The sequence below is a fragment of the Pseudomonas gingeri genome, from assembly GCF_013385425.1.
GTDB classification, from domain to species: domain Bacteria; phylum Pseudomonadota; class Gammaproteobacteria; order Pseudomonadales; family Pseudomonadaceae; genus Aquipseudomonas; species Aquipseudomonas gingeri_D.
In genome coordinates this window covers 487,067-502,832 of record NZ_JACAQA010000005.1, presented here as the reverse complement: position 1 = coordinate 502,832, position 15,766 = coordinate 487,067, and the positions used below count along the sequence as shown (strand labels likewise).

Genomic DNA, 15,766 nt, shown 5'->3' with positions numbered 1-15,766 from the left:
GACTTTGATCGGTACTGAGTCGCTCAAGTGCCGGGTTCCAGTCTCCATTTTCGCTGCCCGAAGCCCGCTCCGGCCTGGCCGCCGCCCGTCCCCTGCGAGACGGCAACCGGCACCAGCGCTCGATTCCAGGCCTCGCCATCCGCATCCGGATCCCCGAACCCAGCCCCTGACCGCCCCCAAGGTACTGACCGCTCATCGCTTTAGGAATGCTGCATGTCCACCCCCACAGTCCGCGAACAATTCCTTGTTATCAGTGCCCTCGGCGCCAACCCCATGGAGCTGACCAACGTCCTGTGCCGCGCCAGCCATGAAAATCGCTGCGCCGTCGTAACTTCACGCCTGACCCGCCATGGCGAGTACAGCGCGCTGGTCCTGCAGATTTCCGGCAGCTGGGACGCCCTGGCGCGCCTGGAAGCCGGCCTGCCGAACCTGGCGAAGAAGCACGCCTTCATTGTCAGCGTGGTGCGCAGCGGCGCCCTGGAAAGCCGTCCCCAGGCACTGCCGTACGTCGCTTATGTCAGCTCGGCCTACCGCTCGGACATCATCAACGAGCTGTGCCAGTTCTTCATGGACCACAACGTCGAGCTGGAAAACCTGACCTGCGACACCTACCTGGCGCCCCAGACCGGCGGCACCATGCTCAACGCCACCTTTACCGTGACCCTGCCTGCCGGCGTGCAGATCAGTTGGTTGCGCGATCAGTTCCTGGACTTCGCCGACGCGATGAACCTCGACGCCCTGATCGAACCGTGGCGCCCACAGAACCCAATGTAAGGAAACCCCCATGGCCGTCCTTCTCGATCAACCCGTCGCCGATTTCCAGGCCCAGGCCACCAGCGGGCAGACCGTCAGCCTCGCCGACCTCAAGGGCAAGCAGGTGGTGATCTATTTCTACCCCAAGGACAGCACCCCGGGTTGCACCACCGAGGGCCAGGGCTTTCGTGACCAGTACGGCGCCTTCCAGGCCGCCAACACCGAAGTCTTCGGCGTATCCCGCGACAGCCTGAAGTCCCACGAGAACTTCAAGGGCAAGCAGGAGTTCCCCTTCGAACTGATCAGCGACAAGGACGAAGCCGTCTGCCAGCTGTTCGACGTGATCAAGTTGAAGAAGCTCTACGGCAAGGAATACCTGGGCGTGGACCGCAGCACTTTCCTGATCGATGCAAACGGTGTGTTGCGTCAGGAATGGCGCGGCGTGAAGGTTCCGGGCCACGTCGACGCGGTACTGGCGGCAGCCCAGGCGCTGAACGAGGCCTGAGCCGACGCGCTGCGTCAGGCCTTGCGCAACCAGTAGCGATAAACGCCGGACGCTTCCTCTTCATGAATCAGGATATGTCCGGCAAGCCTGGCGAAAGTCCGAAAATCGCGCTGCGATCCGGCGTCGGTGGCAATGACCTTGAGCACCGCGCCACTGGCCAGGCGATTGAGTTCCAGCTTGGCCTTGAGCAACGGCAGCGGGCAGTTCAAGCCACTGGCGTCCAGCTCGGCATCGTGCTCTACAACTTCGGTCATTGCTTCACTCCTGGCGCGCTGCCGGATGGTCGGTTCGAAGCGCCTAGGATACCCCAAGTGGAAGCAGCTCTGGTCGCAGGCGCAGTGTCCGGCTACAGTAAGGACTTTGCCGACTCAGAGCCCTGTGCATGACCTTTCTGCGCCCCACCCTGTTGACGCTCGCTTGCCTGCTCGCCTCTCCAGGCTTCGCCGACGACCTGCCGTCACTCGGCGACGCCAGTTCCGCCATTGTCTCCCCGCAACAGGAATTCCAGCTGGGCCGTGCCTGGCTGAGCCTGCTGCGCAGCGAGGTCAAGCAACTCAATGACCCGCAGCTCAAGGATTACGTCGAGACCACCGTCTACAAACTGGCGGAAAGCAGCCAGGTCCAGGACCGTCGCCTGGTGTTCATCCTGATCGACAGCAACCAGCTCAACGCCTTCGCCGCGCCCGGCGGGATTGTCGGGATCAACGGTGGCCTGTTCCTCAACGCCCAGACCGAGGGCGAATACGCCGCGGTACTGGCCCACGAACTGGCGCACTTGTCACAACGCCACTTCGCCCGGGGCGTGGAAGCCCAGCAACGCATGCAACTGCCGATGATGGCGGCACTCCTGACCGGGATCGTGATCGCGGCGGCGGGCGGCGGTGATGCCGGTATTGCCACTATTGCCGGCACCCAGGCCGCGGCGTTCCAGGAAAAACAGCGCTTCTCCCGTCAGAATGAGCAGGAAGCCGACCGTATCGGCATCCTCACCCTGGAAAAAGCCGGTTACGACCCACGCTCGATGCCGACCATGTTCGAGCGCCTGATGCGCATCTACCGCTTCGACGCCAAGCCACCGGAATTCCTGCTGACCCACCCGGTCACCGAATCACGGATCGCCGACACCCGCAACCGCGCCGAGCAATCCAAGCCCGGCGGTATCGAGGACAGCCTGCGTTATCAGTTGATTCGGGCCAGGGTGATACTGTCCTATGAAGACTCGCCAGGGTTGGCGGCCAAGCGCTTCCGTGCGCAACTGGACGAGAATCCCAAGTCCGACGTGGCGCGTTATGGCCTGGCTATCGCACAGATCAAAGGTACGCAGTTGAACGAGGCCCGGGCGACCCTCAAGCCGCTGCTGGACAAATCACCCAACGACATCACCTACAACCTGGCCCAGATCGACCTGGACACGGCGGCCAGCCGGTTCCCCGAAGCCCTGCAACGGACCGACAAGATGCTGCTGCAATATCCTGCCAGCTACCCGCTGAAGCAGGAACGCATCGACCTGCTGATCAAGCAGAATCGTCCGGCCGAGGCGGAAAAGGGCCTGGACGACCTGTTGAAGACTCGCCAGGACGATCCGGATGTCTGGTATCAGCTCGCCGAAACCCGTGGCCAGTCCGGCAATATCATCGGCCTGCACCAGGCGCGAGCCGAGTATTTTGCCTTGGTCGGCGACTTCAAGCAGGCGATCCAGCAACTGGACTTCGCCAAGCGCCGCGCGCCGAACTTCCAACTGGCTTCACGCATCGATGCGCGCCAGAAGGAGTTGATTGATCAGGAGCGCATGGTCAAGGACTTGATGGGCGGCTGACAACATCCGCCCCCTGTAGGAGCGAGCTTGCTCGCGATGGTAACCCTGGCACTGCGGGGTATCAGGTGCCCTGCGTTATCGTTGACGTCCATCGCGAGCAAGCTCGCTCCTACAGGGGTGAGCCGTCGCCAAATGCCTCTCAGGCATTCCCCGCCAGTTTCATCCGCGCCGCCTGGGTGAAATCCAGCATGCGCTTGAGCGGGCGAACCGCGCGGGGAATCACCGCCGGGTCGACGAAGATCTCGTTGCTGCCCTCGCGCAGGCACTGCAAGGTGCGCTCCAGGGTATTCATCGCCATCCACGGGCAATGCGCGCAACTGCGGCACGCCGCGCCATTACCGGCGGTCGGCGCCTCGATAAAGACCTTGTCCGGGCACAACTGCTGCATTTTGTAGAAAATGCCGCGGTCGGTGGCCACGATAAAGGTCTTGTTCGGCAGACGCTGCGCCGCCGCGATCAACTGGCTGGTGGAACCCACCGCATCGGCCAGTTCGATCACCGACTCCGGCGATTCGGGGTGCACCAGGATCGCCGCCTCGGGATACAGCGCCTTCATGTCCTCCAACTGCTTGGACTTGAACTCCTCGTGAACGATGCAGGCGCCGTCCCAGAGCAACATATCGGCGCCGGTTTCCTTCTGGATATAACGCCCCAGGTGCTTGTCCGGCGCCCAGATGATGGTTTCGCCGTTGTCCATCAGGCTTTCGACGATCTCCAGCGCGCAACTGGAGGTCACCACCCAGTCGGCCCGTGCCTTCACCGCCGCCGAGGTGTTGGCATACACCACCACCGTGCGCTCGGGATGCTGGTCGCAGAACGCGGAAAACTCGTCCACCGGGCATCCCAGGTCCAGCGAGCAGGTCGCTTCCAGGGTCGGCATCAGGATGCGTTTTTCCGGGGTGAGGATCTTGGCGGTTTCGCCCATGAAGCGCACACCGGCCACCAGCACGGTCTTGGCCGGATGGGCGGCGCCGAAACGGGCCATTTCCAGGGAGTCGGAGACACAGCCGCCGGTCTCCTCGGCCAGCGCCTGGATCACCGGATCGCAATAGAAGTGGGCCACCAGCACCGCATCCCGGGCCTTGAGCTCGGCGGCGATATCGGCCCGCAACTGCGCCTCTTCGGCGGCACTCAGGGGTTTGGGTTGCTTGGCATCAAGGTGGGCTTGAACCAGAAGGCGTTCGGAAATCTGCGTCATGTTCGCAAGACCTGCAAGCGCGAGAGCGCGAAAGTCGAGTATACCCCGGCCCCCGCCCCTTTCCGAGACGGGATATTAGGTGCAACGTATGGACCGGGAGAGTGAATCCATCAGGCATGGACTGCTTTGCAGCGCCGCAAGGCTACAGAATATCCAATGAATTCAAAAGATTATTCTGATCTTCGGACAAGTGGGGGCAAAGCGTTGGATAATCCGCCCATTGAAGAGGCCTGGATGGCAACCGATGAGATCCGATGAGTACCTCGTAATGACCCGCAACGAGTGGGCGGAACTGCGTGCCAGCACGCCGTTGACCCTCTCGGAAGAAGACCTGTCGGCATTACGCGGCGTGAACGAAGACGTCTCCCTGGAAGATGTCGCCGATGTCTATCTGCCCCTGTCGCGGCTGATCAACCTGCACATTGGCGCCGCCCGCCAACTGACAGGCATCCGCGATACCTTTCTCAGCCGCCCGACCCACCGTGGTCCTTACATCATTGCCATCGCCGGCAGCGTCGCCGTCGGCAAGAGCACCTTTGCCCGCGTGCTGCAGGCGGTGATGGCGCGCTGGCCGGATCACCCCAACGTCGCCCTGGTCACCACCGACGGCTTCCTCTACCCCAACAGCAAGCTGGTGGCCGATGGCATCATGCACCGCAAGGGTTTTCCAGAAAGCTACGATCGCAAGCACATGGTCAAGTTCCTGGCAGCGGTGAAAGCCGGCGAGCACAATATCGAGGCGCCGATCTACTCCCATGTCAGCTACGACATCGTGCCCGACCAGTTCCAGGTGATCGACCAGCCGGACATCCTGATCTTCGAAGGCCTCAACGTGCTGCAAACCGATGGCGTCGATGGGCTGAAACCCTCGACCATCGTCTCCGACTTCTTCGATTTCTCGGTGTACCTGGATGCCGATGAACAAGATATCGAGCACTGGTACGTGGCGCGGTTCCTGATGCTGCAGAAGACCTCGTTCCGCGCCCGTGGTGCCTATTTCCGCAAACTGGCCGACCTGACGCCCGAGGAAGCCCCCGAAGCCGCGCGCCAGATCTGGCGGGACATCAACCGCGTCAACCTGCTGGAAAATATCCTGCCGACCCGCGAACGCGCCGACCTGGTGTTGCGCAAGGCGTCTGACCACTCAGTCAGTGAGATCTGGTTACGCTGAGGGTGCTACGCTGACGCATTGACCCTTCGAAAACTGGCAGTAACCTGTCATATAATTCGGGTCGCAGGGAGCAGGCCGATCCATCAGCGCTCAGACCACGAGCGCTGCGCGGCCACTACCCTGTTCATACTCCCCATCACTCATGCAGAGTTCCCATGAAGCTCCTCAGCGCATTGTTGAGCGTCACCTTGTTGAGCGTCCCGGTCTCGGCATTCGCCGAAGGCGGTAGTTCGCGGGTGACTGCACGCATGCAAGCCCAGCGCGACGAGTCGATGGCGCGCTTCCTCGAACGTGAAGATGCCAAGGCGATTGTCACCGCCCAACAAGCCGCCAAAGCTCGCCTGGCGGCTCGGATAGCAGGCTCAGCACCTGCCGAAGAAAGGTCTGTGGACCAGCCCTGAACAGACGCCCGTGGGCACGTGACAATACGCCGTCGAAGATCCGCTCATGCTGAATCCAGCACCTGTCCGGCCGCCCATTGCCGCCGCCGCGCCTCAGCCTGCGCCAACCAGTCCAGGGTGTCGGCGAAAGCCACCGGACGGCTGAAAAGAAACCCCTGCACCTGCATGCACCCCAGACTGCACAGAGCCTGGAGCTCCTCCTGGGTCTCGATCCCCTCGACCACGCATTCCAATTCCATGTCGAGGCTCAAGGCCAGCAGCGACTTGACGATCTTGTAGCTCGCGGGCTTGATGTGAATATCGGCAACGAAGCTGCGATCGATCTTGAGTTTCGTCAGCGCCAGGGCATGCAGCTGGCTCAGGCTTGAATACCCCGTGCCGAAATCATCCAGCGAGATACCGCAGCCCAATTGACGAAACCGTCCGATCGCCGATTGCACCTGAGGGATATCCTGCATGACGACGGTTTCGGTGATTTCCAGATCCAGATACGCCGGATTGAAGCCACTGACCGTGATCACGTCGATGATCGACTGCACATTGTCGTGGGAACCGCAGTCGTGGACCGACAGATTGAATGAAAGCCGTATGCCTTCAGGCCAGAACCGCGCCATACCCAGCGCCTGCCGCAACAACGGCAGCGTGAGGCGATTGATCAGGCCGATACGCTCGGCAATGGGGATGAACTGCGCCGGGGATACCAGGCCCAACTCAGGGCTGTTCCAGCGGGCCAAAGCCTCGAAGGCAACCGTCTCACGGCTGCGGCAATCGAGAATCGGCTGGAACAGCACGAAAAACTCCTTGTCCAGCACCGCCCTGCGCAGCGCCTGCTCGGTGATGGCGTCACGGTGCAACTGCTCGCGATGGCTGGCCGAGAACAGGCACATCGAACCCGGGTTATGGCGCTTGCCCTGGTAGAGTGCATAGTCGGCATATTCGAAAAGCTGTATGGCACTCGCCGCGCCCTCGGGAAACGTGGCAATGCCCAGGGTTGCGCCAATCTGGATCGGCACATCGACCAGCAGAAACTCGACGTGCAACCGCTCGCACACCGCCTTGCCGAACACCTGCAAATCCTCGTCACTGAGATCGCCTTCGAGCACCAGGGCAAACTCATCCCCACCCAACCGTGCCACATGCACCGTTGCATCGGCCAATTGCCGCAAGCGCAGACCGACCATGACCAGAATCTTGTCACCGACGCTGTGGCCGTAGAGATCGTTCACCGGCTTGAATCCATCGAGATCGAGGATCCCTACCGCGAGGCGTCTTTTCTGGGTGATTGCCAGGTGCATGGCGCTCTCCAGGGTGCTGAAGAACTGCCGCCGATTGGGCAGCCCGGTCAGGCTGTCCTGATTGGCCAGTCGCAGGTTCTCGTTGCTCAGCTCTTCGGTCTGCGCCTGCACATTCACCAACCGGGTGAAGTCATGGTAGTGATGCTGCAGGATGATCAGCATCGCCAGGGACACCAGCAGGACATTCACCGCCGTGGCAATAAAGGCCGGGTTGTGGGTAGAGGAGAAAAAGACCACGAAAGCGACGTTGACCACCAATGTGGCGGTCAGCGCCGCGGGTCGCAGGTGCATCATGCAGAAAATGCAGACGATCACCGTAATGCCCATGAAAAAGGCGATTTGTGACTGTGAATAGGCGTCGCCGTAGGGATACAGGGCCAGGGACCAGGACGTGAAGGCGCCCGCGATAAAGGGCACCAACTGGTTGGTTCGCCGCAGTGAGGCGAGGATCTGCGCATCGGCCGGCAAGCGCCCGGCGCTACGCAACCACATGCAGGCGCGCGCCACACAGACCACCGTCATGGCCAGCGGAATGGCGAATGTCAGCCACAACGGGGCGGTGGTCAGGTGAGTGATGGCCAGCGCCCACATATTGAGCAGCAAGACCAGATACATCAGCGGCAGCTGGCGCGACAAGGCCACGTACTGAGCCCGCAGCAGCTTGGGGTTGTCATGGGGCACGGACATGAGGGTCCGCAGGGTAGCCAGGAGCTTTATTATCATAGGAATGCCTCTCTGTCTGCGCAGTGAAGGCGTGCAGCGCTCGTCCCTTTCAGGTAGCCGACCCAAAGCCAATAAGGGTCAATATTATTGTCGGCGTCGCTATTACTTTCTTTATACTTTCTTTAGAGCGAGCGTAGTCGCTCAGCCTCGATCTCATCCAGCAGACCGCAGAAAATATCCACCAGTTGCGGATCAAAGTGCCGGCCGGCCTGTTCACAAAGATATTCCTGCGAGCGCTCGGCGCTCCACGCCTCCCTGTAGGGACGTGGCATTCTGAGCGCTTCATAGACATCACAGATCGCCGTGATCCGGGCTGACAAAGGAATCGCCTCGCTTTGCAACCGGTTGGGATAACCGGTGCCATCCCACCGCTCGTGATGCGCCAGGGCAATCTCCGCCGCCAGGTCGGTGACCGGGGAACCGTTGTTGTCGCGCAGGACTTCATAACCGATGCGCGGATGGTCCTGCATGATTTCCCGTTCCCGCGCCGTCAGCACCCCGGGCTTGCGCAATATCGCGTCTTCTATGCCGATATTCCCGACATCATGCATCGGTGCCGCCAGACGGATCAGCTCGCACCATTGCCTGGACATACCGACCGCCTTGGCCAACAGGGCTGCGCAATCGCCGATGCGACGGACATGGTTGAGCGTATCGTTGCCCCGATAACTGGCAGCACGACCCAGACTGTTGGCGATCGCCTGGTAGCTGGCCTCCAATTGGGCCGTACGTCGTTCGACCTTGCGCTCCAGTTCGACATTGGCCTCGCGCAACAACCGGGTGGCCTGGGCCAGCTCCAGGCAACTGCGCACTCGCAACAGCACCTCGGGCAGATCGATGGGTTTGCAGACGAAGTCGTTGGCGCCCATCTCCAAGCCTTTGCGCCGGTTTTGCGGATCGTTCAGGGCCGTCACGATAATGATCGGCGATTCGGTCCGGCTGCGCTGTTTGAGGCGATCAAGAATCTCGAAACCATCGGGCGCCGGCATATACAGGTCCAGCAACAACAAGTCCCAGGGGTTGGACTGGAGCCAGGTCAGCCCTTCGGCGGAGTCGGAAAACGTTCTGATGTTGCGAAGCCCATAGGCCCGCAAACACGATTCCAACAACCGGTGGTTGAGCGAAACATCATCGATAATGACGATTTCGCTTTCAGTATTGACTTTGGAAAACATAAATCCGTCACTCCCATGGCCAGTGTCCCGTCGAAACGGGCGCTACCGATACCGGCAAAAGCACATCAGGTCCACCTGCGCGGACTGATCCTCCAACGCGGGGCGGCTTCCATCGAGATATTCGATGGCGTGGAGTCAACAACATAGCATCACATTGATATCACCTTGCTCATACCTTAGACGTTTGTCTAAGCGGCCAACCGTCCTTCCGTCGGCAAGGGGGGTCATGACGCAATCGGCCTGCTTGCCGGCCAGGATCCGACACTGATCAACGGTCCCACGCCCCAGACCGAACAGGTGTGCATACCGCTGGGCGCTTGCGCTATGCTCCAGGCAAAATAACCGGGAGAAAGGCGAATGGACTCAGCCGTTACTGCAGAGCTCGCTCCCACGCAAGGCCCTGACAAAACCGAAGGATTACCGCTGGGCCCCGCCGAGCAAGACTATCGCCTCGCCTTCGATTCCGCCGGCACCGGCCTGGCCTTGCTACGCCTGAGCGGCGAATGGATTGCCGCGAACCCGATGCTCTGCCGGATGCTCGGCTACACCGAAGAAGAGCTGCGCGGTACCTCGTTCCAGCAACTGACCCACCCGGACGACCTTCAGGCTGGCCGGGACGAAATACCCAGGCTGATCCAGGGCCAGTGTTCAAGCGTCACCTTTGAAAAACGTTACCTGCGCAAGGACGGCAGCGCGCTGTGGGCGCGCTTGACCATCGGCGTAGCCCGTAACCAGAAAGGCGAAGCCCTTTACTTCGTGTCCCAACTCGAGGACATCAGCGAACACCTGGCCTTGCGCCAGGCCCTGTTGAGCAACGAACAGAAGTACCGCTCCCTGGCGCAAAACTCGCCCAATATCATCCTGCGCTACAACCGGCTTGGACAACGCATCTACGTCAACCCCGAGTTCGAACGCACCCGGGGCTTTCCCGATGTTCCCGGCATCGAACGCACAGCGTCACAAGGCTCCCACACGCAACCGATCGACGAGGAATTCCGCGCACATCTGCAACACACCCTGTCCACCGGCATCCCGGCCACCCGGTTGCTGGAAAGCAAGGATCCCTACTCCGGGCACTCCGTGGCATTCCTGTGCAACCTGACGACGGAGCATGATGAAAACGCAGAGATCTCCGGGATCCTGGTCATGGCCCAGAATGTGAGCTCCTTGCGGCAACAGGAACGTGCGGAGAATGCCCGATCGGCGATTTTCCAGGTGATGATCACCGACGGTGCGTTGCGTACCGTGCTGCCACTGTTGAGTACCTACCTGGAAGTACTGGCGCCGGACTTTCGCAATGCAATCGCCTTCAAGACAGAGCCAGACGGCGACAACCTGGCCCCGCCAGCCGTGGTTCCGCAGTCGCTCCAGGCCTGCCTGGTCGCCGACCTGAACCGTTTCCCGGGATTCTTTGAGCAACGCCGGCTGATCGATGACCTGAGGGCCGACGCCACGCACCTGAGTTTCAGCGCGCCGGCCCTGCTGGCCGGATATCGGGGCTGCTGGCTGGAACCGGTAGTCAACAGCGCTGGCCAGACACTTGGGGTCATCCTGCTGTTTACCAACGGCGAACATCCCCTCCCTGAACAAGAGCGCAAGTACGCGCAGATGGCCAGCCACATAGGTTCCATTGCCTGGGAGCGTTGTTCGGCCCTGGACAACCTTGCGCAAAGCGAACGCCGTTATCGCGAAGTCTTCGATCACACCCAGGACATGCTCTGCCTGCTGTCCATCGATGCCAACCAGCGGCTCAGTTGCCTGGAGGCCAATCCGATACTCTGCCAGATGCTCGCCAGAAGCCATGGGGAGCTCATAGGGCAACCTCCGGAGTCTTGGCTGCCGAGCGAGGCCGCGCAGGTGGTCGACGCTATTTGCCAACACTGCATCGCCGTCGGTGCCCCCATCGAGCTCGATGCCCACCTGCCCTGTGGCAAGCGCTCGTTGATCATCCATTTCAACCTGGTGCCGATCGCCGATGCCAGCGGCCGTGCGCACCGCATGGTATGCATTGCCCGGAATATCACCGACCTGAAGGAAATCCAGCGCAATGAACGAGCCCGCCAACAGGAAATCGGCACCCTGGTGGAAAACTCCCCCGACGGTATCGCTCGCCTGAGTCCGTCGGGGAAAGTGCTGTTCATCAACCCGGCGCTGGAAAGATGGCTTGACCGACCAAAGGCCGGATTACTGCACAAACGCCTGCTGCAAATACTGCCACGCAACCTGCAAAGCCAACTGCTCCAGGACGCGCTGATCGAAGCGGTGGAAAGCGGCCAGCCTCTGGAGTACGAGTATCTGCTCAACGGTCGCCAACGCCTGCAACAGGTCTACCACATCAGTCTGGTTCCGGAACAGGACGTCCAGGGGCGCATCAGCACCGTACTGGCCGTGGTCCGTGATATCTCCAAACTACGAGTGGCCGAGCGACGCCTGGCCGCGCTGAACAATCAACTTCGGCAACTGATGTCCAGCCGCGAAAGTGCCCGGGAAGAGGAACGCAAGCTGATTGCCCAGGAAATTCATGATGAATTGGGGCAGCACCTGACGGCAATCCGCATGGGCACTTCGCTGTTGCGCTTTCAGTATGGCGAACAAGTGCCGATGCTCAGTGAGCAAGTCACGCGCCTGCTGCAACTGATCGATCAGACGGTCCAGGTGGTGAGGAATATCTCCACCAGCCTGCGTCCGTCGATCCTCAACATGGGGCTGGTGGCCGCCCTGGAGTGGCTGACCGACACGTTCAGGCAACAATGGGACATTGCCTGCGACCTGCAACTCCCCCGGCAACCGATGCAACTGGAGGATGCCGCTGCCACCGCGGCCTTTCGGATCGCCCAGGAATCGCTGACCAACATCGCCCGCCACGCCCAGGCGACCCGAGTCACGGTGAGCCTCGAAAAAACCACCAGTGGCTGGTCGCTGGAGATCACCGACAACGGCAAGGGTTTCGAGCAACGTGGGCTCTCCGGCAAAACCCTCGGACTGCTGGGCATGCGCGAACGCGGCCTGACCCTGGGTGGCACCACCCAGATTTCCAGCAAAATCGGCGGCGGCACCACCGTACAGCTGAAGGTACCCGACTCAAGGACCCACGAATCATGATCCGATTGATGGTAGCCGACGACCATAGAATAATGCGCGAAGGCCTCAAGCAGCTGTTCGCCCTGGTCAAGGATTTTTGCGTGGTGGCCGAAGCGGAAAACGGTGCCCAGGTCCTCGACCTGCTGCGCCACACCGAGATCGACCTGTTGCTGCTCGACATGACCATGCCCGGAAGCAGCGGCGAGGATCTGATCGGACGTATCCACGCCCACTATCCCAAGCTGCCGATACTGATCCTGAGTATGCACAACGAAGCCCACATCGCCCAGCGTGCACTGCGTGCCGGGGCCTCGGGCTACATGACCAAGGACCACGATCCGGAGACCCTGCTGGCCGCCATCCGCAAGGTCAGCGGCGGTGGCCGCTACCTTGACCCGGAACTGGCGGAACAGATCGCCCTGCAAAGCAGCGGCCTGTCGCCTGAAAGCCCGTCACAAACGCTTTCGACACGGGAATTCCAGATCCTGCGCATGCTGGCACAGGGCCTGAGCGTCAATCAGATTGCCGAACAGTTGGTGATCAGCAACAAGACCGTAAGCACCCACAAGACCCGGTTGATGGAGAAGATGTGTTTCACCACCAGCACCGACCTGGTGCGTTATGCCCTGAGCCAGGGGCTGGTCTGAACCGACCCCGCGGCCCTCAGCGAACGTGCCCGCAGATGCCGAGAATCGCCCCGGCGATCTGCTCCAGCGGCAACTCCCGCTCGACCGCCCCCAGCTTGAGCGCCTCCCGCGGCATCCCATAAACCACGCACGACGGTTCATCCTGCCCGAGGGTCCTGGCGCCGGCATCGCGCATTTCCTTCAAACCCCGGGCACCGTCATCGCCCATACCGGTCATGATGATTCCCAGGGCATTGCTGCCCGCGCCCCGAGCGACCGAACGGAACAGCACATCGACCGAGGGCCGGTGCCGACTGACGGGAGGACCGTCGACGATATCCACCTGATACTGCGCGCCGTTGCGCTTGACCAACATATGGCTGCCCCCTGGGGCGATCAATGCACGCCCCGGCATCACCCGGTCGCCGTGGCGGGCCTCGCGGACTTCGATCTCGCAGACCTGGTTGAGACGGTCGGCAAAGGCCGCGGTAAATTTTTCCGGCATGTGCTGGACAATGACAATGCCCGGGCAGACCCGGGGCAACACTCGGAGCACCTGCTCCAGGGCCTGGGTACCGCCAGTGGAAGTGCCCAGGGCGACAATGTTCTCGGTCGTGCGTGCCATGGCTGTGCTACCCGCCGGCAGGATCGCGTCGGCAGTGAGCCTGGGCAGAACCTCAGGAGCCAGGACCCGCTTCAGATTGGCCTTGGCCGCGGCCTTGACCGCATGTATCAGCTCATCGGTGCTGTCGTTCAGGAACTGACGCAGGTTGGACTGGGGCTTGGTGACAATACTCACCGCTCCCGCCGCCAGGGCCTGCAAGGTGGTCTTGGCGCCCTTCTCGGTCAGGGTCGAACAGATCACCACCGGTGTCGGATGTTCAGCCATCAGCTTTTTCAGGAACGTGATGCCGTCCATGCGCGGCATTTCCACATCCAGCACGATCACATCCGGCCACTGCCTGCTCATCTTCTCCATGGCGAACAGCGGATCAGCGGCAACACCGATGACTTCGATCCCGCTGGCCTGGCCCAGGGTCGCGCTCAATACCTGACGCACCACCGCCGAGTCGTCGACAATCAATACCTTGATATCCGTCATCTTGCACGACTCCTCGGGGGCCCGACCTGGCCTGGGGCCGAGTCCGTATGGTTGAGTTGCAGGCGACCGTTGGCCACATCGAACACCAGGCTGCGATAGCCCTGGCCACCCACGTGATACACCTCGCAGCGCAGGCCATGAGCCTTGATCAACCGCCGGGCGGCATTCACATTCAGCTCGCCGATGCCGACACCGTCGTGGCGTCGGACACTGGGAAACATGTCGCCACCACCAAAGACGCTGATGACGAACTCTTCGGGCCGCGCCTTGGCTTGACGAATGAAGGTCAACAGCAGCGCCAGCGCATCGGCCGCGTAACGCCCGTTCAAGTCACCGGCATCCCGCCCGCGTCGCAAAGGCAACATGTAATGACACATCCCCCCCAGCAAGCGTTGCGGATGCCACAGCACCAGGGCCACGCAGGAGCCCAACAAGGTACGCAGCCGCAACTGCCGGCCGCCGAACACCACTTCACCGGGCTGCAGGAAGTGCTCCACCACCTCGGGTGCATCAGGCCGCGGGCTTGCGGTAGATCGATGGTTTGACCAACTGCACATCATCGGTAATTCCATTCAGGCTCTCCGAATGGCTAATGACGAAGTAACCACCAGGCTTGAGGTGCTTGAGCAGACGCTGCACCACCTGGGACTTGGTCTGGTTGTCGAAATAGATCATCACGTTGCGCAGGAAAATCACGTCGAATTGCCCCACCGCGGGCAGCGAGGTGTTCAGGTTGAGCGCGGTGAAATCGATACGCGACGCCAACGCCGGATCCACCATGAAAATGCCGGAATTACTGCCGACGCCCTTGAGGCAATACTTGTTCAGCAGCGCTTCGGGGATGCCCTTGGTGGCATCCAGCGGATAACGCCCGGTGCGGGCCTTGTCGAGCACACGCGTGCTGATATCCGAGGCGAGAATCGCCCACGGCCGCGAACCCAGGCTGTCGGCCAGGACCATGGCCAGGGTGTAAGGCTCCTCGCCAGTGGAGCAGGCACCACTCCAGATCCGCACCGGGGCATGGCCCCGCAATTCGGGGAGAATGACGTCCTTGAGGAATTCGAAGTGCCTGGGCTCACGGAAAAAATAGGTTTCGTTGGTGGTCAACAGATCCACGGCCATCTGCAGTTCGACCTTGTCTTTGGTCAGCAGGCGATAATAACTGCCATAGTTGGTCAGCTTGAAATACTGCAGGCGCTTGGCCAGGCGACCGCTGATCAACTGCTTCTTCGCGTCGGACATGCTGATACCGGCAATCTCGCGGATCATCGTGCGAAATTGTTGGAACTCATTGTCTGAAAGAATCACATTCATGAGGCCAGTCCTTGTGTCAGGGCACTCTGGGACTGCAAAGCCGACCAGTCGTCCGCGCCAAGAATCTGCTCGATGTCCAGCAACAGGACGAAGCCGCCATTGAGCTTGCCAATACCCAGTATGAAGGCCGGGCTCAGGCGCCCATTAAGGGCTGGCGCGGGCTCGATCTGATCCCGGGCGATCTCCAGCACCTCGCTGACCGCGTCGACAATGATGCCCACCAGACCGGAACCGTCCGCCCCGCGGGTTTCCAACATGACGATGCAGGTGCGGGCACTCTGCTGCGTCAGGCCGCCGCCGAAACGCAGCCCCAGGTCCAGCACCGGAATCGCCGCGCCACGCAGGTTGGTGACTCCGCGAATGCTCGGCGGTGCCAGTGGCAGCGCAGTAATCGGGCCGTATTCGACGATCTCCCGGACACTCAAGGTGCCAACGGCAAACATCTCCTGACCCAGGCTGAACGTCAGGTACTGGGTTGGCACGGCGTCCTGTGGTTGCCGCAAAGGCGAAATGGATTCAGACATGGCTCACTCCCGGGGACCGCCCTTGAACGGCCGGTCCCTTATCAAGATTGGACAGCGGCACCCGCTTGCCCGGCGCCGGATC

Annotated in this window: 15 protein-coding genes; 7 read left to right on the top strand and 8 right to left on the bottom strand. The window is 61.3% G+C overall.

Annotation, left to right across the window (positions count from 1 at the left end; translation table 11 throughout):
• The first annotated feature begins 213 nt into the window (after nt 1-213).
• On the top strand, nt 214-774 hold the full coding sequence (locus tag HX830_RS10080) for a glycine cleavage system protein R (protein WP_100938862.1): 561 nt from the start codon (nt 214-216) through the stop codon (nt 772-774).
• 10 nt (nt 775-784) lie between these two features.
• Complete coding sequence (locus HX830_RS10075) at nt 785-1,258, top strand: peroxiredoxin (protein WP_177099983.1); 474 nt, start codon at nt 785-787, stop codon at nt 1,256-1,258.
• A gap of 14 nt (nt 1,259-1,272) precedes the next feature.
• On the opposite strand, the gene HX830_RS10070 is transcribed toward HX830_RS10075, so the two are convergent.
• Nucleotides 1,273-1,512, bottom strand: coding sequence for a sulfurtransferase TusA family protein (locus HX830_RS10070; protein WP_103498659.1), 240 nt, complete (start codon nt 1,510-1,512; stop codon nt 1,273-1,275).
• 128 nt (nt 1,513-1,640) lie between these two features.
• Here HX830_RS10070 and HX830_RS10065 point away from each other — a divergent pair, with 128 nt between their 5' ends.
• Nucleotides 1,641-3,074 carry a M48 family metalloprotease gene (locus HX830_RS10065; protein WP_152738234.1) on the top strand — a complete coding sequence of 478 codons (1,434 nt, stop codon included), beginning with the start codon at nt 1,641-1,643 and terminating at the stop codon, nt 3,072-3,074.
• A 139-nt stretch (nt 3,075-3,213) separates the two neighbouring features.
• Here the strand turns inward: HX830_RS10065 and nadA are convergent, their stop codons facing one another.
• The gene (gene nadA / locus HX830_RS10060) at nt 3,214-4,272 is read right to left on the bottom strand and encodes a quinolinate synthase NadA (RefSeq protein ID WP_152738231.1); all 1,059 of its coding nucleotides are present in this window, start codon (nt 4,270-4,272) and stop codon (nt 3,214-3,216) included.
• A 268-nt stretch (nt 4,273-4,540) separates the two neighbouring features.
• Between nadA and coaA the strand changes: the two genes are divergently transcribed.
• Together coaA and HX830_RS10050 are read left to right on the top strand one after the other, a co-directional pair.
• A complete protein-coding gene (gene coaA / locus HX830_RS10055; RefSeq protein WP_247263330.1) occupies nt 4,541-5,443 on the top strand; it encodes a type I pantothenate kinase in 903 nt (300 codons plus the stop codon).
• Between the two features lie 155 nt (nt 5,444-5,598).
• Nucleotides 5,599-5,844: a co-regulatory protein PtrA N-terminal domain-containing protein gene (locus tag HX830_RS10050; RefSeq protein ID WP_103498655.1), complete on the top strand. Its 246-nt coding sequence runs from the start codon at nt 5,599-5,601 to the stop codon at nt 5,842-5,844.
• Between the two features lie 44 nt (nt 5,845-5,888).
• Here the strand turns inward: HX830_RS10050 and HX830_RS10045 are convergent, their stop codons facing one another.
• Nucleotides 5,889-7,862 carry a putative bifunctional diguanylate cyclase/phosphodiesterase gene (locus HX830_RS10045; protein WP_177099981.1) on the bottom strand — a complete coding sequence of 658 codons (1,974 nt, stop codon included), beginning with the start codon at nt 7,860-7,862 and terminating at the stop codon, nt 5,889-5,891.
• Between the two features lie 122 nt (nt 7,863-7,984).
• Entirely contained in the window at nt 7,985-9,037 is a 1,053-nt protein-coding gene (locus HX830_RS10040; RefSeq protein ID WP_152738196.1) for an HD-GYP domain-containing protein, read from the bottom strand.
• A gap of 357 nt (nt 9,038-9,394) precedes the next feature.
• Here HX830_RS10040 and HX830_RS10035 point away from each other — a divergent pair, with 357 nt between their 5' ends.
• Both HX830_RS10035 and HX830_RS10030 read left to right on the top strand, forming a co-directional pair.
• Complete coding sequence (locus tag HX830_RS10035) at nt 9,395-12,139, top strand: PAS domain-containing sensor histidine kinase (protein WP_177099979.1); 2,745 nt, start codon at nt 9,395-9,397, stop codon at nt 12,137-12,139.
• A complete protein-coding gene (locus HX830_RS10030; RefSeq protein WP_103498651.1) occupies nt 12,136-12,765 on the top strand; it encodes a response regulator in 630 nt (209 codons plus the stop codon). The genes HX830_RS10035 and HX830_RS10030 overlap by 4 nt, the downstream gene beginning before the upstream one ends.
• 16 nt (nt 12,766-12,781) lie before the next feature.
• On the opposite strand, the gene HX830_RS10025 is transcribed toward HX830_RS10030, so the two are convergent.
• Genes HX830_RS10025 through HX830_RS10010 form a run of 4 tightly spaced genes read right to left on the bottom strand, consistent with a single transcriptional unit; the run spans nt 12,782 to nt 15,684 of the window.
• Nucleotides 12,782-13,846: a protein-glutamate methylesterase/protein-glutamine glutaminase gene (locus tag HX830_RS10025; RefSeq protein WP_177099977.1), complete on the bottom strand. Its 1,065-nt coding sequence runs from the start codon at nt 13,844-13,846 to the stop codon at nt 12,782-12,784.
• Nucleotides 13,843-14,418, bottom strand: coding sequence for a chemotaxis protein CheD (locus tag HX830_RS10020; RefSeq protein ID WP_371317486.1), 576 nt, complete (start codon nt 14,416-14,418; stop codon nt 13,843-13,845). Before HX830_RS10020 ends, HX830_RS10025 begins: the two co-directional genes overlap by 4 nt.
• Nucleotides 14,357-15,160 (bottom strand): CheR family methyltransferase, encoded by an 804-nt coding sequence (locus tag HX830_RS10015; protein WP_177099976.1) that lies wholly within the window; start codon nt 15,158-15,160, stop codon nt 14,357-14,359. The genes HX830_RS10020 and HX830_RS10015 overlap by 62 nt, the downstream gene beginning before the upstream one ends.
• Nucleotides 15,157-15,684, bottom strand: a complete 528-nt coding sequence (locus HX830_RS10010) for a chemotaxis protein CheW (RefSeq protein ID WP_177099974.1) — start codon at nt 15,682-15,684, stop codon at nt 15,157-15,159. The genes HX830_RS10015 and HX830_RS10010 overlap by 4 nt, the downstream gene beginning before the upstream one ends.
• Nucleotides 15,685-15,766: the final 82 nt, after the last annotated feature.